The sequence below is a fragment of the Pseudomonas sp. PDM19 genome (genome assembly GCF_014852215.1).
Lineage (GTDB): Bacteria > Pseudomonadota > Gammaproteobacteria > Pseudomonadales > Pseudomonadaceae > Pseudomonas.
This window is the reverse complement of the sequence record NZ_JACVBG010000004.1, coordinates 847,119-869,459: the sequence shown is the minus strand read 5'-3', so window position 1 is coordinate 869,459 and position 22,341 is coordinate 847,119. Positions and strand designations below refer to the sequence as shown.

19 protein-coding genes are annotated in these 22,341 nt (G+C 65.6%); 16 read left to right on the top strand and 3 right to left on the bottom strand.

Going from position 1 to position 22,341, the window contains the following annotated elements:
* Window positions 1-19: 19 nt before the first annotated feature.
* Complete coding sequence (gene sfsA, locus IB273_RS26270; protein WP_192225382.1) at window positions 20-727, bottom strand: DNA/RNA nuclease SfsA; 708 nt, start codon at window positions 725-727, stop codon at window positions 20-22.
* Window positions 727-1,899, bottom strand: coding sequence for a pyridoxal phosphate-dependent aminotransferase (locus IB273_RS26265; protein WP_081520725.1), 1,173 nt, complete (start codon window positions 1,897-1,899; stop codon window positions 727-729). Before IB273_RS26265 ends, sfsA begins: the two co-directional genes overlap by 1 nt.
* Before the next feature lie 334 nt (window positions 1,900-2,233).
* On the opposite strand from IB273_RS26265, the gene dksA reads away from it, so the two are divergent.
* The 11 genes from dksA to pgi all read left to right on the top strand — a co-directional run bounded on the left by dksA (window position 2,234) and on the right by pgi (window position 15,005).
* Window positions 2,234-2,677 carry an RNA polymerase-binding protein DksA gene (gene dksA, locus IB273_RS26260; RefSeq protein WP_015478905.1) on the top strand — a complete coding sequence of 148 codons (444 nt, stop codon included), beginning with the start codon at window positions 2,234-2,236 and terminating at the stop codon, window positions 2,675-2,677.
* Between the two features lie 85 nt (window positions 2,678-2,762).
* Window positions 2,763-3,650 carry a tRNA glutamyl-Q(34) synthetase GluQRS gene (gluQRS, locus tag IB273_RS26255; RefSeq protein WP_192225381.1) on the top strand — a complete coding sequence of 296 codons (888 nt, stop codon included), beginning with the start codon at window positions 2,763-2,765 and terminating at the stop codon, window positions 3,648-3,650.
* A gap of 84 nt (window positions 3,651-3,734) precedes the next feature.
* Window positions 3,735-3,911, top strand: a complete 177-nt coding sequence (locus IB273_RS26250) for a hypothetical protein (RefSeq protein WP_015478907.1) — start codon at window positions 3,735-3,737, stop codon at window positions 3,909-3,911.
* On the top strand, window positions 3,895-6,846 hold the full coding sequence (locus IB273_RS26245) for a sensor histidine kinase (RefSeq protein ID WP_192225380.1): 2,952 nt from the start codon (window positions 3,895-3,897) through the stop codon (window positions 6,844-6,846). The genes IB273_RS26250 and IB273_RS26245 overlap by 17 nt, the downstream gene beginning before the upstream one ends.
* A 26-nt stretch (window positions 6,847-6,872) precedes the next feature.
* Window positions 6,873-8,309: a sigma-54-dependent transcriptional regulator gene (locus IB273_RS26240; protein WP_081520722.1), complete on the top strand. Its 1,437-nt coding sequence runs from the start codon at window positions 6,873-6,875 to the stop codon at window positions 8,307-8,309.
* A gap of 763 nt (window positions 8,310-9,072) precedes the next feature.
* Window positions 9,073-10,482 carry a polynucleotide adenylyltransferase PcnB gene (locus tag IB273_RS26235; RefSeq protein ID WP_081520721.1) on the top strand — a complete coding sequence of 470 codons (1,410 nt, stop codon included), beginning with the start codon at window positions 9,073-9,075 and terminating at the stop codon, window positions 10,480-10,482.
* Window positions 10,479-10,964 carry a 2-amino-4-hydroxy-6-hydroxymethyldihydropteridine diphosphokinase gene (gene folK, locus IB273_RS26230; protein ID WP_081520720.1) on the top strand — a complete coding sequence of 162 codons (486 nt, stop codon included), beginning with the start codon at window positions 10,479-10,481 and terminating at the stop codon, window positions 10,962-10,964. Before IB273_RS26235 ends, folK begins: the two co-directional genes overlap by 4 nt.
* Before the next feature lie 141 nt (window positions 10,965-11,105).
* Window positions 11,106-11,903, top strand: a complete 798-nt coding sequence (gene panB, locus IB273_RS26225) for a 3-methyl-2-oxobutanoate hydroxymethyltransferase (protein ID WP_081520719.1) — start codon at window positions 11,106-11,108, stop codon at window positions 11,901-11,903.
* Entirely contained in the window at window positions 11,903-12,754 is an 852-nt protein-coding gene (panC, locus tag IB273_RS26220; protein ID WP_081520718.1) for a pantoate--beta-alanine ligase, read from the top strand. Before panB ends, panC begins: the two co-directional genes overlap by 1 nt.
* Window positions 12,755-12,876: 122 nt before the next feature.
* Window positions 12,877-13,257 carry an aspartate 1-decarboxylase gene (panD, locus tag IB273_RS26215; RefSeq protein ID WP_017518923.1) on the top strand — a complete coding sequence of 127 codons (381 nt, stop codon included), beginning with the start codon at window positions 12,877-12,879 and terminating at the stop codon, window positions 13,255-13,257.
* An 83-nt stretch (window positions 13,258-13,340) separates the two neighbouring features.
* Complete coding sequence (gene pgi, locus IB273_RS26210) at window positions 13,341-15,005, top strand: glucose-6-phosphate isomerase (protein ID WP_081520716.1); 1,665 nt, start codon at window positions 13,341-13,343, stop codon at window positions 15,003-15,005.
* Here the strand turns inward: pgi and IB273_RS26205 are convergent.
* Window positions 14,993-16,021, bottom strand: coding sequence for a GlxA family transcriptional regulator (locus tag IB273_RS26205; RefSeq protein ID WP_192225379.1), 1,029 nt, complete (start codon window positions 16,019-16,021; stop codon window positions 14,993-14,995). The two genes, pgi and IB273_RS26205, sit on opposite strands and share 13 nt — an antisense overlap.
* 101 nt (window positions 16,022-16,122) lie before the next feature.
* Here IB273_RS26205 and IB273_RS26200 point away from each other — a divergent pair, with 101 nt between their 5' ends.
* The 5 genes from IB273_RS26200 to IB273_RS26180 all read left to right on the top strand — a co-directional run bounded on the left by IB273_RS26200 (window position 16,123) and on the right by IB273_RS26180 (window position 22,258).
* Entirely contained in the window at window positions 16,123-17,214 is a 1,092-nt protein-coding gene (locus IB273_RS26200; RefSeq protein ID WP_192225378.1) for a DJ-1/PfpI family protein, read from the top strand.
* 62 nt (window positions 17,215-17,276) lie between these two features.
* Window positions 17,277-19,214 (top strand): acetate--CoA ligase, encoded by a 1,938-nt coding sequence (gene acs / locus IB273_RS26195; protein WP_081520713.1) that lies wholly within the window; start codon window positions 17,277-17,279, stop codon window positions 19,212-19,214.
* Window positions 19,215-19,296: 82 nt separating this feature from the next.
* Window positions 19,297-20,175 carry an oxygenase MpaB family protein gene (locus tag IB273_RS26190; RefSeq protein ID WP_192225377.1) on the top strand — a complete coding sequence of 293 codons (879 nt, stop codon included), beginning with the start codon at window positions 19,297-19,299 and terminating at the stop codon, window positions 20,173-20,175.
* A gap of 98 nt (window positions 20,176-20,273) precedes the next feature.
* Window positions 20,274-21,452, top strand: coding sequence for an acetyl-CoA C-acetyltransferase (locus tag IB273_RS26185; RefSeq protein ID WP_192225376.1), 1,179 nt, complete (start codon window positions 20,274-20,276; stop codon window positions 21,450-21,452).
* Between the two features lie 191 nt (window positions 21,453-21,643).
* Window positions 21,644-22,258, top strand: coding sequence for a response regulator transcription factor (locus IB273_RS26180; protein WP_081520710.1), 615 nt, complete (start codon window positions 21,644-21,646; stop codon window positions 22,256-22,258).
* The last annotated feature ends 83 nt before the right edge of the window (window positions 22,259-22,341 follow it).

Here is a 22,341-nt window from a genome sequence, read left to right as displayed (position 1 = left end):
TCGCGCCCATGGGGCGCTCCTACAACAACACCTGCAACGGCCGCTCGAGCCGAATCTCCTGCGTATCAATCTGCGCCCCATACGCCAGCACCTCCACGCCGGCGTTGCGCGCCTCCGCCAGCGCCGCGGCGTAGCCCGGGTCGATTTCCACCGCCGGGCGAACCGCCTCGATACCCGACAGGTTCACCGCGTACAGCAGCACCGCACGCATACCCTCGCGCGCCAGCACCGCCAGCTCGCGCAGGTGCTTGGCACCACGCTGGGTAACGGCATCGGGGAAGGCGGCGACCGTGGTGTCGTCGAAGCCCAGGGTTACGCTCTTCACTTCCACGTACACCGGCTTGCCGGCGTACATCAGGCGAAAGTCCGCGCGGCTGTTCTCCTGCCCGTAGGCCACCTCGCGGCGCAGTTCGTCGAAGCCGGCCAGCTCCGTCACCGTACCGGCCAGCAGCGCCTCTTCCACCAGACGGTTGGCCCGCCCGGTGTTCACGCAGGCCAACCGGCCCTGCGGGGTTTCCACCAGCTCCCAGGTCCCCGGCAGCTTGCGCTTGGGGTCATCGGAGCGGCTGAACCAGAGACGGCAACCTTCGCTCATGCAGTTGAGCATCGAACCGGTGTTCGGGCAGTGGATGGTGAGCCGCTCACCACTGGCGGTCTCGATGTCCGCCAGGAAGCGCTTGTAGCGTTTGATCAGGTGCGCCTGTTCCAGCGCCGGTTCGAAGCGCATCAGGGACGCCAGGTCTTCAAGCCGCGCGCGATGCGCTCCACCGCCTGCTGCAAGCGTTCGACGCTCTGGGTGTAGGCGAAACGCACGTGGTGCGAAGCCTGGTAACGCCCGAAGTCGATGCCGGGCGTGAAGGCCACGTGTTCGGTCTCGATGAAGTGCTGGCAGAAGGCGTAGGCGTCGCCACCGAAGGCGCTGATATCTGCATACAGATAAAAGGCACCCTCCGGCTCCACGGCGATACCGAAGCCCAGTTCGCGCAGCGCCGGCAACAGGTAGTCGCGGCGGCGGCGGAATTCTTCGCGGCGCTCTTCGAGGATCGCCAGGGTCGCTGGCTCGAAACAGGCCAACGCCGCGTGCTGAGCCATGCTCGGCGCACTGATGTAGAGGTTCTGCGCGAGCTTCTCCAGTTCGCCGACCGCTTCGGGCGGCGCCACCAGCCAACCCAGGCGCCAGCCGGTCATGCCGAAATATTTGGAGAAACTGTTGAGGACGAAGGCGTCGTCATCCACTTCCAGGACGCTGGGCGCATCCAGGCCGTACGTCAGGCCGTGGTAGATCTCGTCCACCACCAGATGCCCGCCGCGCGCCTTCAGGGCGCCAGACAGCGCGACGAGTTCGTCCTTGTGCAACAGGGTGCCGGTAGGATTCGCCGGCGATGCGGCCAGAGCGCCTACACTGTCCTGATCCCAGTGCCGTTCGATGAGTTCCGGGGTGAGCTGGTAACGGCTCTCCGGCCCCACCGGCACCAGTTGCGCGGCGCCTTCCACCAGGCGCAGGAAGTGGCGGTTGCACGGGTAGCCCGGATCGGCCAGCAGCCAGTGCTTGCCCGGATCCACCAGCAGGCTGCTGGCGAGCAGCAGGGCACCGGAGCCGCCAGGCGTGACGAGAATGCGTTGCGGGTCGATCGACAGCCCGTAGCGCTGGGCGTAGAAGCCGGCGATGGCTTCGCGCAGGGCCGGCAGGCCACGTGCGGCGGTATAGCGCGTGTGACCATTTGCCAGGGCCTTCTGCCCGGCCTCGACGATGGGCGCGGCGGTGGTGAAGTCCGGCTCGCCGATTTCCAGGTGGATGACGTCGTGACCCGCGGCCTGCAGCTCGTTGGCCCGCGCCAGCAGCGCCATGACGTGAAAGGGTTCGATGGCGCGGCTGCGCGCACTGAAGGTGGTGGCCATGGAATATTCCGAACTTTGCGACAGAGCCGGGATTCTAACAGGCCACTGATGAATTCTGGGCGGCCGCGCCTGTGATGTGCGGCTTCCGGGAACTTGCAGGCTTCGTCTGGCGAACGCCGACGATTCTGCTCAGGTTTGCAGAAAAACCCACTGGCGATGACCGGTGGGTCGCCGACCTGGCGATCAGGTCATGTGCGGGCACTGGCAGGCTCGATAACCGGGAGTAGCATCGCGGTTATCGTTCTGGTAAGTTCGCCCGCTGCGAGCGCGGGGCCGGCGGTGCCGGAGAGGGACCATCCGCGAGAGGATTAGCGAGAGTGAGAGGCGGTCATCCATGCCCACCAAAGCAAAGCAACAGAGCAGCCAACTGATTCGTGGCTTCGAGCCCTACCAGGAAACCAAGGGCGAGGAGTACATGAGTGATCGCATGCGCGCGCACTTCACCTCCATCCTCAACAAGTGGAAAGTTGAGCTGATGGAAGAAGTGGACCGCACCGTGCACCACATGCAGGACGAAGCGGCCAACTTCCCCGACCCGGCCGACCGTGCCAGCCAGGAAGAAGAGTTCAGCCTCGAGCTGCGCGCCCGCGACCGCGAGCGCAAGCTGATCAAGAAGATCGACGAGACCCTGCAGCTGATCGAAGACAACGATTACGGCTGGTGCGACTCCTGCGGCGTCGAGATCGGCATTCGCCGTCTGGAAGCCCGCCCCACCGCCACCCTTTGCATCGACTGCAAGACCCTGGCGGAAATCAAGGAAAAGCAGCTGGGCTCCTGAGCCTGGTTGATCCCGGACGGGGCGCTGCGGCGCCCCGTTTCGTTTCTGCGTTTTATAGATGGTCTTCCAGCAGCAGAGAGTTCCCATGCCCGCCTCCCGCTACGTCGGACGCTTTGCCCCCACGCCCAGCGGCTACCTGCACTTCGGTTCGCTGGTGGCGGCAGTGGCCTCCTACCTGGACGCGCGCGCCGTGGGGGGAAAGTGGCTGGTGCGCATGGAGGACCTCGACCCACCGCGCGAAATGCCCGGCGCCCAGACCGCCATCCTGGAGACCCTCGAGCGCTATGGCTTCGAGTGGGACGGCCCGGTCGAGCGCCAGAGCGAGCGCGGCAACGCCTATGCAGCCCAGGTCGAGCAATGGCTGCGCAGCGGCCTGGCCTACGCCTGCACCTGTTCGCGCAAGCAGCTCGAAGGCAGCCACGGCATCTATCCCGGCACCTGCCGCGACGCCCAGCATGACTGGCACGGCGACGTCGCCATCCGCATCCGCGTGCCGGAGCTGGACTACCGCTTCACCGATCGGCTGCAGGGCGAATTCCACCAGCACCTGGGCCGCGAAGTAGGCGACTTTGTCATCCGCCGCCGCGACGGGCTGTTCGCCTATCAACTGGCGGTAGTGCTGGACGATGCCTGGCAGGGTATTACCGACATCGTTCGCGGCGCCGACCTGCTGGACAACACCCCGCGCCAGCTCTACCTGCAGGAACTGCTGGGCATCGCCGCCCCGCGCTACCTGCATGTGCCGCTGATCATCCAGCCCGACGGCCACAAGCTCGGCAAGTCCTACCGATCGCCACCACTGGAAGCCGACCAGGCCGCCCCGCTGCTGGTGCGCGCCTTGAAGGCACTGGGACAGAAGCCGCCCACTGAGCTGCTGCAGGCCACGCCCCACGAGGTGCTCGCCTGGGGCATCGCGCACTGGGATGCCGATGCGATCCCCCACAGCCTGACGCTGGAAGATGCGCGGCTCTAGACTTGTACCCGTCCCCACCGGCGGCCGGCTTGCCGGCGACTGTGCGCACAGGTAGCCTGCCCGCCGAACCAAGAGAGAGACGACATGTACATCTACCGACTGGTGTTGCTCCTGGTCGTGGGCATCTACCTGTTCTCACCGGCCATCATGGACTGGTGGATCGATCCCCACGGCGCCTGGTACCGCCCGTATCTGCTGTGGCTGATCCTGATCGTCGTCACCTTCATCCTGCAGAGCCAGCGCGATGCTGACGAGCTTTAGCCTCACCCAGCTGATCCTGATCAGCGCCTCCTACCTGATGGTCCTCTTCGGTGTCGCCTGGATCACCGAGCGCGGCTTCATTCCGCGCCGGCTGGTGCGCCATCCGCTGATCTACACCCTGTCGCTGGGCGTGTACGCCAGCGCCTGGGCCTTCTATGGCACGGTCGGGCTGGCCTACCAGTACGGCTACGGCTTCCTGGCGATCTACCTGGGCGTCTCCGGCGCCTTCCTGCTCGCGCCGGTGCTGCTCTACCCGATCCTGCGGATCACCCGGGCCTACCAGCTGTCGTCGCTGGCCGACCTGTTCGCCTTCCGCTTCCGTAGCACCTGGGCCGGCGCGCTGACCACACTGTTCATGCTGATCGGCGTGCTGCCGATGCTGGCCTTGCAGATCCAGGCGGTGACCGACTCGATCAGCATCCTCACCCGCGAATCCGAACCCAACCGCGCGGCGCTGGCGTTCTGCGCGCTGATCACGCTGTTCGCCATCCTCTTCGGCGCGCGCCACATTGCGACCCGCGAGCGTCATGAAGGGCTGGTGATGGCCATCGCCTTCGAGTCGCTGGTGAAGCTGGTGGCGCTCTGCTCCATCGGCCTGTTCGCCCTCTATGGCGTGTTCGGCGGGCCGGACGGCCTGGAAGTGTGGCTGCTGCAGAACCAGGAAGCCCTGAGCACCCTGCACACGCCGCTGGCCGAAGGGCCGTGGCGCACGCTGCTGCTGGTGTTCTTCGCCGCGGCCATCGTGATGCCGCACATGTTCCACATGACCTTCACCGAGAACCTCAACCCGCGCTCACTGCTGAGCGCCAGCTGGGGCCTGCCGTTGTTCCTGCTGCCGATGAGCCTCGCAGTACCACCGATCCTCTGGGCCGGCCTGCACCTGGGCGCCTCGACCAACCCGGAATACTTCACCCTCGGCCTGGGCATCTCGGTGGACAGCCCGGCCCTGGCGCTGACCGCGTTCGTCGGCGGCATCTCCGCCGCCAGCGGCCTGATCATCGTGATGACCCTGGCGCTCTCGGGCATGGTGCTCAACCACCTGGTGCTGCCGCTCTACCAGCCGCCGGCCGAAGGCAACATCTACCGCTGGCTGAAATGGACCCGCCGCGCGCTGATCGCCGCGATCATCATGGCCGGCTATGCCTTCTACCTGCTGCTGGGCGCGGAGCAGGACCTGTCCAACCTGGGCATTGTCTCCTTCGTCGCCACCCTGCAGTTCCTCCCCGGCGCGCTGGCCGTGCTCTACTGGCCGACCGCCAACCGCCGCGGCTTCATCGCAGGTCTCGTGGCGGGCATGCTGGTGTGGGGCGCGACCATGCTCACCCCGCTGGTGGCGAACATGCAGAGCATCTATCTGCCGCTGTTCAACTCGCTCTATGTACTCGACGACACCACCTGGCACCTCGCAGCGCTCGCTTCGCTGGCCGCCAACGTGCTGGTGTTCACCCTGGTCTCGCTGTTCACCGAAGCCAGCGATGAAGAGAAAGGCGCCGCCGAAGCCTGCGCCGTGGACAACGTACGCCGCCCGCAGCGCCGCGAGCTGATCGCCGTCTCCCCGCAGGAATTCGCCAGCCAGCTGGCCAAGCCGCTGGGCGCGAAGACTGCCCAGCGCGAGGTGGAACAGGCCCTGCGCGACCTGCACCTGCCCTTCGACGAACGCCGCCCCTATGCCCTGCGCCGCCTGCGCGACCGCATCGAGGCGAACCTCTCCGGCCTGATGGGCCCGAGCGTGGCGCAGGACATGGTGGAGACCTTCCTGCCCTACAAGGCCAGCAGCGAAGCCTACGTCACCGAGGACATCCACTTCATCGAGAGCCGCCTGGAGGACTACCACTCCCGGCTAACTGGCCTGGCCGCCGAACTCGACACCCTGCGCCGCTACCACCGCCAGACCCTGCAGGATCTGCCGATGGGCGTGTGCTCGCTGGCCAAGGACCAGGAAATCCTCATGTGGAACCGCGCCATCGAAGACCTCACCGGGGTCAGCGCGCAGCGCGTGGTCGGCTCGCGCCTGGCCGCCCTGCCCGATCCGTGGCGCGGCCTGCTGGAAGGCTTCATCGACGCCCCCGACGAGCACCTGCACAAGCAGCGCCTGACCATCGAGGGCCAGACCCGCTGGCTGAACCTGCACAAGGCGGCGATCGAGGAACCCCTTGCGCCCGGTAACAGTGGCCTGGTGCTGCTGGTCGAAGACCTCACCGAAACCCAGTCGCTGGAAGACAAGCTGATCCACTCCGAGCGCCTGGCCTCCATCGGCCGCCTCGCCGCCGGCGTGGCCCACGAGATCGGCAACCCGATCACCGGCATCGCCTGCCTGGCGCAGAACCTGCGCGAAGAGCGTGAAGGCGACGGCGAGCTGACCGAGATCAGCGGGCAGATCCTCGAACAGACCAAGCGCGTCTCGCGCATCGTGCAATCGCTGATGAGCTTCGCCCACGCGGGCGGCAAGCAGGTCGCGGCCGAGCCGGTGTGCCTGGCGGACGTCGCCCAGGAAGCCATCGGCCTGCTGTCGCTCAATAAGCGCAGCGTCGACGTGCAGTTCTTCAACCTGTGCGATCCGGAACACTGGGTGGAAGGCGACTCCCAGCGTCTGGCCCAGGTGCTGATCAACCTGCTGTCCAACGCCCGCGACGCCTCCCCGCCCAACGGCGCGATCCGCGTGCGCAGCGAAGCTTCCGAGCAGACCATCGACCTGATCGTCGAGGACGAAGGCAGCGGAATACCCAAGTCGATCATCGACCGCCTGTTCGAGCCCTTCTTCACCACCAAGGACCCTGGTAAAGGGACCGGCCTGGGGCTCGCTCTGGTCTATTCGATCGTGGAAGAGCATTATGGGCAAATCACCATAGACAGCCCGGCTGACCCCGAACGCGAATGCGGAACCCGCATCAGCGTCACCTTGCCGCGGCATCCTGGCCCGACGGCCGAGCAGTAAACGAGCACGTCGAGAGAGCTGAATACATGGCACATATCCTCATCGTCGAAGACGAAACCATCATCCGTTCCGCCCTGCGACGATTGCTCGAGCGCAACCAGTACCAGGTCAGCGAAGCTGGCTCGGTGCAGGAGGCGCAGGAGCGCTACAGCATCCCGTCGTTCGACATGATCGTCAGCGACCTGCGCCTGCCCGGCGCACCCGGCACCGAACTGATAAAGCTGGCCCAGGGCACTCCGGTGCTGATCATGACCAGCTATGCCAGCCTGCGCTCGGCAGTGGATTCGATGAAGATGGGCGCGGTGGACTACATCGCCAAACCATTCGACCACGACGAGATGCTCCAGGCCGTGGCGCGTATCCTCAAGGATCGCCAGGAGAACCGTAACGCTCCCGCCGAAGCCCGCGGTAACGCCAAGGCCGCCGACCGTAGCAGCGGTAACACCGCCCCCGCGGACGGCGAGATCGGCATCATCGGCTCCTGCGCCCCCATGCAGGAGCTCTACACCAAGATCCGCAAGGTGGCGCCCACCGACTCCAATGTGCTGATCCAGGGTGAATCGGGTACCGGTAAGGAACTGGTCGCCCGCGCGCTGCACAACCTGTCCAAGCGCACCAAGGCGCCGCTGATCTCGGTGAACTGCGCCGCGATCCCGGAAACCCTGATCGAATCCGAACTGTTCGGCCATGAGAAAGGTGCGTTCACCGGTGCCAGCGCCGGCCGTGCGGGCCTGGTGGAAGCGGCCGATGGGGGCACCCTGTTCCTCGACGAGATCGGCGAGCTGCCGCTCGAGGCCCAGGCGCGCCTGCTGCGCGTGCTGCAGGAAGGCGAGATCCGCCGCGTCGGCTCGGTACAGTCGCAGAAGGTCGACGTGCGCCTGATCGCCGCCACCCACCGCGACCTGAAGATGCTGGCCAAGACCGGCCAGTTCCGCGAAGACCTCTACTACCGCCTCCACGTCATCTCGCTGAAACTGCCGCCCCTGCGCGAGCGCGGCCCTGACGTGATGGAGATCGCCCGCTCCTTCCTGGCGCGCCAGTGCTCCCAGATGGGGCGTCCGTCGCTGACCTTCTCCCACGAGGCCGAGCAGGCCATTCGTCACTACCCGTGGCCGGGTAACGTGCGCGAGCTGGAGAACGCCATCGAGCGCGCGGTGATCCTCAGCGAAAGCCAGGAAATCCCTGCCGACCTGCTGGGCATCGACATCGAGCTGGATGATCTGGAAGACGACTTCGGCGATGACGGCGACCTGCGCCCGACCAACGGCAGCGCCAGCAACCACGAGCCCACCGAGGACCTGTCGCTGGAGGACTACTTCCAGCACTTCGTCCTCGAGCACCAGGACCACATGACCGAGACCGAGCTGGCCCGCAAGCTGGGTATCAGCCGCAAATGCCTGTGGGAACGCCGCCAGCGCCTGGGTATCCCGCGCCGCAAATCCGGCGCATCGGCTGACTCGTAAGACGTTTCACACTGTTACCGGAGACAAGCTCCGTAACAAAAGCCGGGTTCATCGGTAACGGGAACCCGGCTTTTTTGTGCCTGCCGCCCGGGGGTGAATCCTCGCAAACCCTTGAAAAATAAGGATTCGCAAAAGTTGGCACGGCATCTGCTTTGTTATTGGTACAACAACAATAACAAGCACGACCACTCACAATAAGAACAAGACGAAACGACTCCAGCACAACAAAAACAAGATCGCGGAGGCGCAGCTAACTGATTCTTTTGGAGAAGGGTAGCCGTCGGGACCAGTCCCGCAACCAGTCAAGAAGAATAAAACTGTCTTGAGACAGCACGCAAAACTGGTTGGATCGAAAGATCATTGCTCACTCAGCGACCAAAGCAATCCGTTTGCTATTGAACACCTTCCAAGTGTGGAAGGTTCCCCGAAGCAGGTAGCTTCGAGGGTCGGGTCTACAAACAAAAACAACAAGCCCGGTAATCATAATAAAAACAAAGCACGCACCTATTTGGGGGGGAGCCTCGGCTCCCCCAGTAGCTTTCGCTACACCCTCCCGCTCTCTCCCCGCAAGTCCCTTTCTTCAGTTTTCTTCATCATCCCACCCCACGATGCTAGAATCGCCGCGGCGCAGACGGCATTCGATTTGCTGCCATTTGTTTCAAGGCAGCGGCAGACACCCGCTATCCTCCAGGAAACGCCGTAATCAGGCGGCTTGCCGAGACCTGCGTATGCCATCCATACACCTATTCCCGATAGTGCACACATGCTGAAAAAGCTGATCCAGTCCATCCGATCCCCACTGCGCCGTCCGCGCGCTGTCCGCACTACTCCGGAAGTCGTTGGCAATCATCAGCACTCGCTGCGGCGGGAACAGTTCAGCAGGAACGCGGTGAACGTCGTGGAGCGCCTGACCAAGGCCGGCTACCAGGCGTACATCGTCGGCGGTGGCGTACGTGACCCGCTGCTGGGCATTCCGCCCAAGGACTTCGACGTGGCCACCAGCGCCACCCCCGAGCAGGTGCGCGCCGAATTCCGCAATGCGCGGGTGATCGGTCGCCGCTTCAAGCTGGTCCATGTCCATTTCGGCCGCGAGATCATCGAGGTCGCCACCTTCCGCGCGAACCATCCGGTCAGCGAAGACGACGACAGCAACAACGCCCACGCCTCCCGCAACGAGGCCGGCCGCATCCTGCGTGACAACGTCTACGGCACCCTGGAAGACGACGCCCAGCGCCGCGACTTCACCATCAACGCTCTGTACTTCGACGTCACCGGCGAGCGCATCCTCGACTACGCCCACGGCGTGCGCGACATCCGCAACCGCCTGATCCGCCTGATCGGCGACCCGGAGCAGCGCTACCTCGAAGACCCGGTCCGGATGCTGCGCGCCGTGCGCTTCGCTGCCAAGCTGGACTTCGAGATCGAGAAGCACAGCGCCGCGCCGATTCGCCGACTGGCGCCGCTGCTCAACGAGATTCCTTCGGCGCGCCTGTTCGACGAAATCCTCAAGCTGTTCCTCAGCGGCAAGGCCGAACGCACCTTCGAACTGCTCAACGAGTACGAGTTGTTCGCCCCGCTGTTCCCGGCGAGCGCCAAGGCGCTGAAGGACGACCCGGAGTACGCCGGCAAGCTGATGCGCCAGGCCCTGGCCAACACCGACGAGCGCATCCGCATGGGCAAGCCGGTCACTCCGGCCTTCCTGTTCGCCGCGCTGCTCTGGCCGGCCCTGCCCGCCCGCGTGCTGAAACTGCAGGACCGCGGCATGCCGCCGATCCCCGCGATGCAGGAAGCCGCCCACGAGCTGATCCTCGAGCAGTGCCGCCGCACCGCGGTGCCCAAGCGCTTCACCATCCCGATCCGCGAGATCTGGGACATGCAGGAGCGCCTGCCGCGCCGCCAGGGCAAGAAGGCCGACCTGCTCCTGGAGAACCCGCGCTTCCGCGCCGGCTACGATTTCCTCCTTCTGCGCGAGAGCGCCGGCGAGGAAACCGGTGGCCTCGGCGACTGGTGGACCGACTACCAGGAAGCCAGCGACGGCGAACGCCGCGGCATGATCCGCAACCTGGCCAGCCAGCAGGAAGAAGGCGGCGCCGCCGCACCGCGCAAACGCCGCCGTGGCGGCAGCAATCGTCGTCGTCGCGGCCCGCGCACCGAAGGCGCCAGCAGCGAATGAGCGAGCGCGTGTACATCGGGCTCGGCAGCAATCTCGCCGAGCCGCGCCAGCAGCTGGAAGCCGCGCTGAAGGCGCTGTCGCAGGTCCCCGCCACCAAGGTGGCGGTGGTCTCCCCGCTCTACGCCAGCGATCCGCTGGGCCCGCCGGACCAGCCGCGCTACGTCAACGCCGTGGCCGCCCTGGATACCGACCTGGAGCCGCTCGCGCTGCTCGACGCCCTGCAGACCATCGAGCTGGAACAAGGCCGCGTACGCAAGGACGAGCGCTGGGGACCGCGTACCCTCGACCTCGATATCCTGCTGTTCGGCGAGCGCCTGATCGACGAGCCGCGCCTGACCGTACCGCACTACCACATGCACGCCCGCGCCTTCGTGCTCTACCCGCTGGCGGACCTCGCTCCGCAACTGCGTTTCCCCGACGGGCGCACCCTGGCCGAGCTGCTCGCCGCCTGTCCGTTCAGCGGCCTCGAGCGCCTGTCCTGATGCATGCTGCGCCCCAGGCGTGGGGCGCACTGGCAGTAACGCCGTAACAGTCCGGTAACACCTGCAATTGACTTAGCCTTTTTCGATCCGGACTATAGGGCCCCGTTTGCCCCTGCCCGGCGCAGAACCGAGGACACTTTCATGCCTGATGTCACCCTGACCACCCTGCAAGGTCTCAAGCAAAGCGGCGAAAAGATCGCGATGCTGACCTCCTACGATGCCACTTTCGCCCATACGGCCAGTCTGGCCGGTGCCGAAATGCTGCTGATCGGTGACTCCCTGGGTATGGTGCTGCAAGGTCACGACAGCACGCTGCCGGTGACCGTAGAGGACATGGCCTACCACACCGCTGCCGTGAAACGCGGTAACAAGGGCGCGCTGATCGTCACCGATCTGCCGTTCGAATCCGGCACCTCGCTGGACCAGCTGCTGCGCGACTCGGTGAAGGTCATGCAGGCCGGCGCCCACATGGTCAAGCTCGAAGGCGGCGCCTGGCTCGCCGAGCCGATCATTCGCCTGGCCCAGATGGGCATCCCGGTGTGCGCGCACCTGGGCCTCACCCCGCAGGCCGTCAACCTGTTCGGCGGTTTCAAGGTCCAGGGCCGCCAGGAAAACCAGGCGCGCCAGCTGCGCGCCGACGCCATCGCCCTGGAGCAGGCCGGCGCTGCCGTGCTGCTGCTGGAGTGCGTGCCGTCCGCGCTGGCGAAGGAAATCACCGAAGCCGTGAAGATCCCGGTCATCGGCATCGGCGCTGGCGCCGGCACCGACGGCCAGGTGCTGGTGATGCACGACATGCTCGGCCTGTCGCTGTCCGGCCGTTCGCCGAAGTTCGTGAAGAACTTCCTCGAAGGCCAGCCCGACATCCAGTCCGCCTTCGCCGCCTACGTGAAGGCAGTGAAGGACGGCACCTTCCCCGGCCCGGAGCACGGTTTCGCCTGATGAATACAGTCAAGACAGTCCGCGAGCTGCGCGCCGCCGTGGCGCGCGCCCGTAGCGAAGGCAAGCGCATTGCGCTGGTCCCGACCATGGGCAACCTGCACGCCGGCCACGCCGCGCTGGTGACCAAGGCCAGCCAGCGTGCCGACTTCGTGGTGGCGAGCATCTTCGTCAACCCGCTGCAGTTCGGCCCCAGCGAAGACCTGGACAAGTACCCGCGCACCCTGGCGGCGGACCAGGAGAAACTGCTCGATGCCGGCTGCCACCTGCTGTTCGCACCCACCGTCGAGGAGATGTATCCCGACGGCATGGAAGGCCAGACCAAACTGCATGTCACCGGAGTCTCCGAGGGCCTGTGCGGCGGCAGCCGTCCGGGTCACTTCGATGGCGTCGCCACGGTGGTCTGCAAGCTGTTCAACATGGTCCAGCCCGATATGGCGCTGTTCGGCGAGAAGGATTTCCAGCAGCTGGCGGTCATCCGCAAGCTGGTGCGCGACCTGAACCTGCCGATCCAGATCTTCGGCGAGCCCACTGTGCGCGCCGAGGACGGCCTGGCCCTGTCATCGCGCAACGGTTACCTCACCGAGGAGCAGCGCGCCCTCGCACCGGTTCTGCAGCGCACCCTGAAGCAACTGGCCGAGCGTATCCGCCAGGGCGAGCGTGACTTCCCCGCGTTGCTGTCCGAAGGCCGCCAGCAGATCGAAGCGGCCGGCCTGCGCATCGACTACCTCGAGGCCCGCGAGTCCGCCGGCCTGCGCACGGCCACGGCGCAAGACCATCAGCTGGTGATCCTGGTCGCCGCCTTCCTGGGCACCACCCGGCTGATCGACAACCTCGCCTTCCACATCGACTGATTCCCCGTCCGATACCCGAATTTTCGCCTCGAAGCCGCGCCACTCGCGGCCTTGAGCGACTTCGGGTGCTCGGGCATACTCGCCCCGCTCTCCTCGACCAGAAGAAAAACAGGAGCCACGCCATGCAGAGCATCATGCTCAAAGCCAAACTGCACCGCGCCGAAGTCACCCACGCCGTGCTCGACTATGAAGGCTCCTGCGCCATCGACGGCGAATGGCTCGATCTCGCCGGCATCCGCGAGTACGAACAGATCCAGATCTACAACGTCGACAATGGCGAACGCTTCACCACCTACGCCATCCGTGGCGAGGAAGGTTCGCGGATGATTTCCGTCAACGGCGCCGCCGCCCACAAGGCCAAGGTGGGTGACCGGGTGATCATCTGCGCGTACGCTCAGTTCAGCGACGCCGAGCTGGAAGGCTACCAGCCGCGCATGCTGTACATGGCGCCCGGCAACGAACTCAGCCACACCAGCAACGCCATCCCGGTTCAGCTCGCCTGAGCCACGGAAAGGCCCGGAACCACCGGGCCTTCCCAGGTTCCAAAGCCTCGTTCAAACACGCCCGTCTTACCCGAAGGTACGTCATGGAACACCACCTCAACCCGCTGGATGCCACCAAACTGGCAAGCTGGCAGGCATTGGCCGCACACCGCCAGGATCTGCAGAACTTCACCATGCGCGAGGCGTTCGCCGAGGACCCGGAGCGCTTCAAGCGTTTCTCCCTCGCCGCCTGCGGCCTGTTCCTCGACTTCTCGAAGAACCTGATCCGCCAGGACACCCTCGATCTGCTGGTGAAGCTCGCCGAGGAAGCCAAGCTGGGCGAGGCAATCGGGTCGATGTTCCGTGGCGAGGTGATCAACGCCTCCGAACGCCGCCCGGTGCTGCATACCGCACTGCGCCGCCCCATCGGCGACAAGGTGCTGGTCGACGGCGTCGACGTGATGCCCGAGGTGCACCGCGTACTGCATCAGATGACCGAACTGGTCGCCGCCGTGCACAACGGCCTGTGGCGCGGCTACACCGAGAAGCCGATCACCGACGTGGTGAACATCGGCATCGGTGGTTCCTTCCTTGGCCCGCAGCTGGTCTCCGAAGCGCTGCTGCCTTTCGCCCAGAAAGGCGTGCGTTGCCACTACCTGGCGAACATCGACGGCAGCGAATTCCGCGAGATGACCGCCAAGCTCAACGCCGAAACCACGCTGTTCATCGTCTCGTCGAAGTCCTTCGGCACCCTGGAAACCCTGAAGAACGCTCAGGCCGCCCGCGCCTGGTACCTGGCCCAGGGCGGCAGCGAGGCAGAGCTGTACCGCCACTTCATCGCCGTTTCCAGCAACAAGGAAGCGGCATCGGCCTTCGGCATCCGTCCGGAAAACGTCTTCCCGATGTGGGACTGGGTCGGCGGTCGTTACTCGCTGTGGTCGGCTATCGGCCTGCCGATCGCCATGTCGGTGGGTATCAACAACTTCAAGGAACTGCTGTCCGGCGCCTACAACATGGACCAGCACTTCCTCACTTCGCCGTTCGAGAAGAACATCCCGGTGCTGCTGGGCCTGCTCGGCGTCTGGTACGGCGACTTCTGGGGCGCACGCAGCCACGCGATCCTGCCCTACGACTACTACCTGCGGAACATCACCGACCACTTGCAGCAGCTGGACATGGAGTCCAACGGCAAGAGCGTGCGCCAGGACGGCACCCCGGTGTCCGCCGGCACCGGCCCGGTGATCTGGGGCGGCGTGGGCTGCAACGGCCAGCACGCGTACCACCAGCTGCTGCACCAGGGCACCCACCTGATCCCGGCCGACTTCATCGTCCCGGTGTCCAGCTACAACCCGGTGGCCGATCACCACCAGTGGCTGTACGCCAACTGCCTGTCGCAGAGCCAGGCTCTGATGGTCGGCAAGAGCCGCGCCGAGGCCGAGGCCGAGCTGCGCGCCAAGGGCGTCGACGAAGCTGAAGTGCAGCGCCTGGCGCCGCACAAGGTGATCCCGGGCAACCGCCCGAGCAACACCCTGGTGATGGAGCGCATCAGCGCCCGCCGCCTGGGCGCGCTGATTGCCATGTACGAGCACAAGGTCTACGTGCAGAGCATCCTCTGGGGCATCAACGCCTTCGACCAGTGGGGCGTGGAACTGGGCAAGGAGCTGGGCAAGGCTGTCTACGGCCGCCTGGTCGGCAGCGAGGAAAGCGCCGCCGAGGACGGTTCCACCCAGGGCCTGATCGACTTCTTCCGCGGCCGTCACCGCGGCTGATGGCGAACGGACGGATGCGCGCCTGCGCATCCGTCCCGCTCCTGGCGGCAGAAGCGCTGTCGATACTCCCCTGGCGTCACGCCCAGCGCCTGCACGAAGGCGCGCCGCAAGTTGTACTCGTTGCCAAATCCTGCGTGCTGTGCCACGCGCTTGAGCGACGATTCTCCCGCCTCCAGCAGTTGGCTCGCTTTCTCCAGACGCAACTCCAACAGCAGCTTCGCCGGCGTCATGCCCATCTCCGCCTGGCAATGCCGATGCAGGGTGCGCGCTGACATGGCCATCTGCGTCGCCATTTCCTCGACATCCAGGGCCTCAGCCAGCCGTTCCCGCAGCCACGCCACCAGACGCTCCATCTGCCCGTCCGGCGGCGCCTGCTGCGCCAGCAGCTCGGCGCTGAACTGACGCTGGCCGCCAGGTCGACGCAGGTACATCACCAGCCCGCGAGCAACCCGCAGCGACAGGTCGCGGCCATGGTCCTCCTCCACCAGGCTCAGGCACAGGTCCATCCCGGCCGACACACCGGCGGAGCTGTAGAACTTCGCGTCGCGCACGAACAGGGCATCGTGCATCACCCGCAAGCCAGGAAACAGCCGCTGTAGCAGTTCGGCGTAACGCCAGTGGGTAACGACCGGGCGCCCCTCCAGAAGCCCAGCCTGCGCCAGCAGAAAGGCCCCGGTACAGACCGACCCGCAGCGCGCGGCGTGGGGTTCAGCCTGCGCCACCCAACGCACTACCTCGCCTTTCTGCAGGGCCGCTTGCACCCCATGGCCGCCCGCGACCAGCAAGGTACAGCCGGCCACCTGCTGCGGCTCCGGCAAGGCTCTAGTCGCCAGCTCCAGCCCGGTGCTGGAGCGAACCAGGCCGCCACCGGGCGATATCGCCTCAAGCTGGTAGGCGGGGCGGGCAGCGACCGGCAGGTGCTCGTCCACTGCCGCGAATACATCGGCCGGCCCGCTGGCATCGAGCAACTGGAAATCCGGGAAGACCAGCAACAGAACGCGGTGAGTAGCATTCATCGGGGCGAATCCCTGGCGGCGATTGGCAGATATTCACTCATCGGCGTCAGAAGCGACAGACGAATCCGCGCCAGGATCGAAATCCCCACCCGGAGACGGCCATGCACGCTTTCCTGCTGTTCCTCATCCTGCTGCTCTGCACCCACGCCGCCCAGGCAGACGACGACGCGCTTGCGCCCTATCAACCGCGCTTCGGCCGCGAGCGCCCGGTCATCGCCCTCGTCGCACAGAATCGCATGACCGAACTCGCGGACTACGTCGTCCCGCTCGGCGTGCTGCGCCGCTCGGGCGCAGCGGAAGTGCTCGCGCTTGCGTCGGAGCCTGGACCGGTGCAACTGATGCCAGCCCTGCGACTTCAGCCGCAGGCCACGCTGGAGGAGTTCACGCAACGTTATCCACAGGGCGCCGACTACCTGATCGTGCCCGCCGTGCATGACAGCCAGGACCCCGCCCTGCTGGCTTTCGTCCAGGCTCAGGCGGCGCGGGGCGCGACTGTCGTCGGCGTCTGCGATGGCGTCCTGGTGCTGGGCAACGCGGGGCTGTTGCACGGTCGACGCGCCACCGGCCATTGGTACTCGCGCAAGCAACGCCTGGAGGAGTACCCCGATGCGCACTGGGAGGAGAATCGTCGCTATGTGGCGGATGGCAGGGTGATCACCACCTCCGGTGTTACCGCTGCGCTACCGCTGTCGCTTGCGCTGGTGGAGGCCATCGCCGGAAAGCCCAGAGCCGCCACGCTCGCTCGGGAGTTCGGCGTGCAGGACTGGTCGCCGCGGCACGACAGCCAGCGCTTCCGCCTCGGCGCCAGTGGCTACCTGACCGCCGCCGGCAACTACCTCGCCCTCTGGAACCACGAGGTCTTCAGCGTCCCGCTGAAGCAGGGTTTCGATGAAGTCAGCCTGGCGCTGGCCGTGGACGCCTGGGCGCGGACCTTCAAAACAGAAGTACAGGGCAACGCCGCACACCCCGTCAGCAGTGCCGGCGGCCTGTTGTTCCTGCCGGACTCGCCCGATGACCACCCAGCATTGCCGGGGGCCGGCACCACGGCGATCGCAACACTCGACAACGCACTCGATGCGATAGCCCGGCGCTACGGCGAATCGACCCGGCGCCTGGTCACCGCCCAGCTGGAATACGCCCCGCCTGAACGATCCGACCGCCTGGCGCGTCGAAACAACATGGACAACCCTTGAACCCGCCTGGCCTTGGATGCACCCTTGGGGGCATCTCGGCTCAACAACAACAAGGACTTCCCATGTACGAGATCAGCCTTCACCCCGTGCCGGAGGCCGTACGCAAGCGTGCCTACCTCGACAACGACGCGTACCAGCGCCTCTACAAGCAGTCGGTAGACGACCCGGAAGCCTTCTGGGGCGAGCAGGCCAAGGCCTTCCTCGACTGGTTCAAGCCCTGGCACTCGGTCCACCACGGCGACCTGGCGAAGGGCCAGGCCACCTGGTTCAAGGGCGGCCAGCTCAACGTCACCTACAACTGCATCGACCGCCACCTGGAACAGCGTGCCGAGCAGGTCGCGATTATCTGGGAAGGCGACAACCCCAGCGAATCCGCCAACATCACCTACCGCAAGCTGCACAGCCATGTCTGCCGCCTGGCCAACGTGCTCAAGAGCCGCGGCGTAGGGAAGGGCGACCGGGTCTGCATCTACATGCCGATGATCCCCGAGGCGGCCTACGCCATGCTCGCCTGCGCGCGGATCGGCGCGATCCACTCGGTGGTGTTCGGCGGCTTCTCCCCGGACGCCCTGCGTGACCGCATCAACGATGCCGACTGCCGGACCGTGATCACCGCCGACGAAGGCGTGCGCGGCGGCAAGTACGTCCCGCTGAAGAAGAACGTGGAAAAGGCCCTGGCCGACTGCCCGAACGTCTCCACCGTGGTGGTGGTCGAGCGCACCCAGGGCGAGATCCCATGGGTCGAAGGCCGTGACATCTGGTACCACGAGGCGCTGGGCGAGGTCAGCGAAGACTGCGCCCCCGAGCCGATGGACTCCGAGGACCCGTTGTTCATCCTCTACACCTCCGGCTCCACCGGCAAACCCAAGGGCGTGCTGCACACCACCGGTGGCTACCTGCTGGGCGCGGCAATGACCCACAAGTACGTGTTCGACTACCACGACGGCGACATCTACTGGTGCACCGCGGACGTGGGCTGGGTCACCGGCCACAGCTACATCGTCTACGGCCCGCTGGCCAACGGCGCCACCACCCTGATGTTCGAGGGCGTGCCGAACTACCCCGACGCCTCGCGCTTCTGGCAGGTGATCGACAAGCACCAGGTGAACATCTTCTACACCGCGCCGACCGCGATCCGCGCCCTGATGCGCGAGGGCGAAGCCCCGGTGCAGAAGACCGACCGCAGCAGCCTGCGCCTGCTCGGCTCGGTTGGCGAGCCGATCAACCCGGAAGCCTGGGAGTGGTACTACAACGTGGTAGGCGAAAAGCGCTGCCCCATCGTCGACACCTGGTGGCAGACCGAAACCGGCAGCATCCTGATCACCCCGCTGCCCGGCGCCACCGACCTCAAGCCCGGCTCCGCCACCCGCCCCTTCTTCGGTGTGCAACCGGTGCTGCTGGATGAGCAGGGCAAGGAAATCGACGGCCCCGGCTCAGGCGTCCTGGCGATCAAGGCCAGCTGGCCGAGCCAGATCCGCAGCGTCTACGGCGACCACCAGCGGATGATCGACACCTACTTCAAGCCCTACCCTGGCTACTACTTCACCGGCGACGGCGCGCGCCGCGACGAGGATGGCTACTACTGGATCACCGGCCGCGTGGACGACGTGATCAACGTCTCCGGCCACCGCATTGGCACCGCCGAGGTGGAGAGTGCGCTGGTACTGCACGACTCCGTCGCCGAGGCCGCCGTCGTCGGCTACCCGCACGACCTCAAGGGCCAGGGCATCTACGCCTTCGTCACCACCATGAACGGCATCGAGCCCAGTGATGCGCTCAAGCAGGAACTGCTGGCCCTGGTGAGCAAGGAGATCGGCAGCTTCGCCAAGCCGGAAATGCTGCAGTGGGCACCGGGCCTGCCCAAGACCCGTTCGGGCAAGATCATGCGACGCATCCTGCGCAAGATCGCCTGCAACGAGCTGGAAAACCTCGGCGATACCTCGACCCTGGCCGATCCCAGTGTGGTCCAGGGACTGATCGACAACCGCCTCAACCATTGATGTGCGCTACAGGCCAAGGGTGCAAAGATGCTAGGTTTAGAGAACAGACCTGTCGTCCTTGCCCCGAGGCCTGTCCGCCACAATGGAAACCGTCCGCCGTCATATCGAAAGCCAGGTACTCAGCCTGACCGGCCTCGCCCTGGGCGGGGTCGATTTCGAGTCGCCCAAGGGCGACCCCGGCCTGTTCGGGCCGGACTCCGTGAGCTGGAAAGTCCACGGTGACTTCAGCTCGATGCTGATTGGCGGCATCAGCGCCCTGCTCCTGCAGATGCTGCATCCGGCCGCCCTCGGCGGCGTCTGGGACCACTCCAACTTCCGCGCCGACATGCTCGGTCGCCTGCGCCGCACCGGGCAGTTCATCTCCGCCACCACCTATGGCTCGCGCGGTGACGCCGAGAAGCTGATCGAACGTGTACGGCGCATTCACGACAACGTGCACGGCACGCTGCCGGACGGCACAGCCTATGCGGCCAGCGACCCGGACCTGCTGACCTGGGTGCACGTCGCCGAAGTCAGCTGCTTCCTCGCCTCACACCTGCGCTACCTGAACCCGGACCTTTCCGGCGAAGATCATGACCGTTACTACGACGAGATCGCCCTGATCGCCGAACGACTCGGCGCGCGGGATGTGCCACGCTCACGCGCGGAAGTAGCCACCTACCTGCAACGCATGCGACCGCAGCTTCGCTACGATGAACGCACCCGCGAGGTGGTCAGCGTACTGTTCAACGCCCCCGCCCCGAGCTTCCTCGCCAAGCCCTTCGGCATGCTGATGATGCGCGCCGGCATCGACCTGCTGCCGGACTGGGCCACGGATCAGCTCGGCCTCAGCCTGGGCAGCCTGCAACGGCAACTGATCCGCTCCAGTGTGAGGCGCAGCGTGCCACTGCTGCGCTGGGCGGTACGCAACGGCTCGTTGCACCGCGCACGCCGCCGCATGGGTTTACCACCTCTGCGCTGAAGCGTGACCACCCGGTTCGGAGGGTGGTGAGCCGGCGGCGGGCATGCAACCATGACCGTTCGCTGCGGCCTCGCCGCTTCCGACAGAGGATTCGTGTCATGCAAGAAGTCGTCATCGTCGCTGCCACCCGTACCGCCATCGGCAGCTTCCAGGGTTCGCTTTCCGCACTGCCGGCCCATGAACTGGGCGCCGCAGTCATTCGCAGCCTGCTGCAACAGACCGGCCTGGACCCTGCCCGGGTCGACGAGGTGATCCTCGGCCAGACCCTGACCGCCGGCGCTGGCCAGAACCCGGCACGCCAGGCCTCCATCGCCGCCGGCCTGCCCAACAGCGTACCGGCGATGACGGTGAACAAGGTCTGCGGCTCGGGCCTCAAGGCACTGCATCTGGCGACCCAGGCGATTCGCTGCGGCGACGCCGACATCATCATTGCCGGCGGCCAGGAAAGCATGAGCCTCGCCCCCTACGTCATGCCCGGAGCCCGCACCGGCCTGCGCATGGGCCACGCGAAGCTGATCGACAGCATGATCCAGGATGGTCTTTGGGACGCTTTCAACGACTACCACATGGGCATCACCGCCGAGAACCTGGTGGAGAAGTACGGTATCAGCCGCGAGGAACAGGACGCCTTCGCCGCCGACTCGCAGCGCAAGGCGACCGCGGCCATCGAAGCAGGCCGTTTCAAGGCCGAGATCACCGCCATCGAGATTCCCCAGCGCAAGGGCGAACCGCTGCGCTTCGAAACCGACGAGCAGCCGCGCGCCGGCACCACCGCCGAGTCCCTAGCCAAGCTCAAGCCGGCGTTCAGGAAGGACGGTAGCGTGACCGCCGGCAACGCTTCGACCCTCAATGACGGCGCCGCCGCCGTCCTGCTGATGAGCGCTGCCAAGGCCGCCGAACTGGGCCTGCCGATCCTGGCCCGCATTGCCGCCTACGCCAACGCGGGTGTCGACCCGGCCATCATGGGTATTGGCCCGGTCTCGGCCACCCGCCGCTGCCTGGAGAAGGCCGGCTGGCAACTCGCCGACCTGGACCTCATCGAAGCCAACGAGGCGTTCGCCGCCCAGGCGCTGTCCGTGGGCAAGGAGCTGGGCTGGGATGCTTCGAAGGTGAATGTGAACGGCGGCGCCATCGCCCTTGGCCATCCCATCGGCGCATCGGGCTGCCGCGTGCTGGTCACCCTGTTGCACGAGATGCTCCGCCGCGACGCGAAAAAAGGCCTCGCGACGCTCTGCATCGGGGGCGGGCAAGGCGTGGCGCTGGCTCTAGCGCGCTGATAGCCACTGACTTGCTGTGCAGAATTCACTCTGCGCAGCAAGTCTCCGCGCACGCTGGCAAGAAATCCCCTCTCAACTTGACTCCCCGCATGCTTTCGGTCCTACGCATAGGAATATTCCGTAGGTGCTTGAACAACTGGTCTATCTTCAAGATCAATGCGCGCAAATCATTTGGACTCAGGGAGTTGACTATGAAAAAGCGTGTGGTGCTGATCGAAGATCACCCCGCGATGCGTCTGGCGATCCGCTCATTGCTCGAGCAGGATTCGCAGTTCGAAGTGGTCCGTGAAGCCGCCGATGGCCATGGCGGGCTGGATGCCGTACGCAAGGAGCGCCCCGACCTGGTGATACTCGATCTCAACCTGCCCGGCATGGATGGCCTCGACCTGCTGGCGCGCATCCATATCTTCGACGAGAACATCCGCCTGCTGGTGTTGAGCTCGCAGGATGAACGCCTGTACTCGAGCAAGGTCGAAGCGGCGGGTGCGCATGGATTCGTCAGCAAGAACAAGGACACCAGCGCCATTCTCAACGCCGCGCGCATGCTGGTTTCGGGCTATCGCTGCTTCCCGGAAAAGGCCCTGAGCATCGACAAGAATACCGACCCGGTGGCCAGCCTCACGCCACGGGAACTGGTCGTGTTGCGCAGCCTGGTGAGAGGCATGAGCAACAAGGACATCGCCGAGGAGCTGTTCCTCAGCCAGAAGACCGTCAGTACCTACAAGACGCGCATTCTTGAGAAGCTGAACCTGGAAAGCCTCGTGGACCTGGTCGAATTCGCCCGCACCCATCGCCTGAATGACTGACAGAGATCACTGAAAACCTCGTCCGAAGGCGACTATCGAATCGAAGAATCACAGCCGTGCCATACTCCTGTGGCACGTCACGA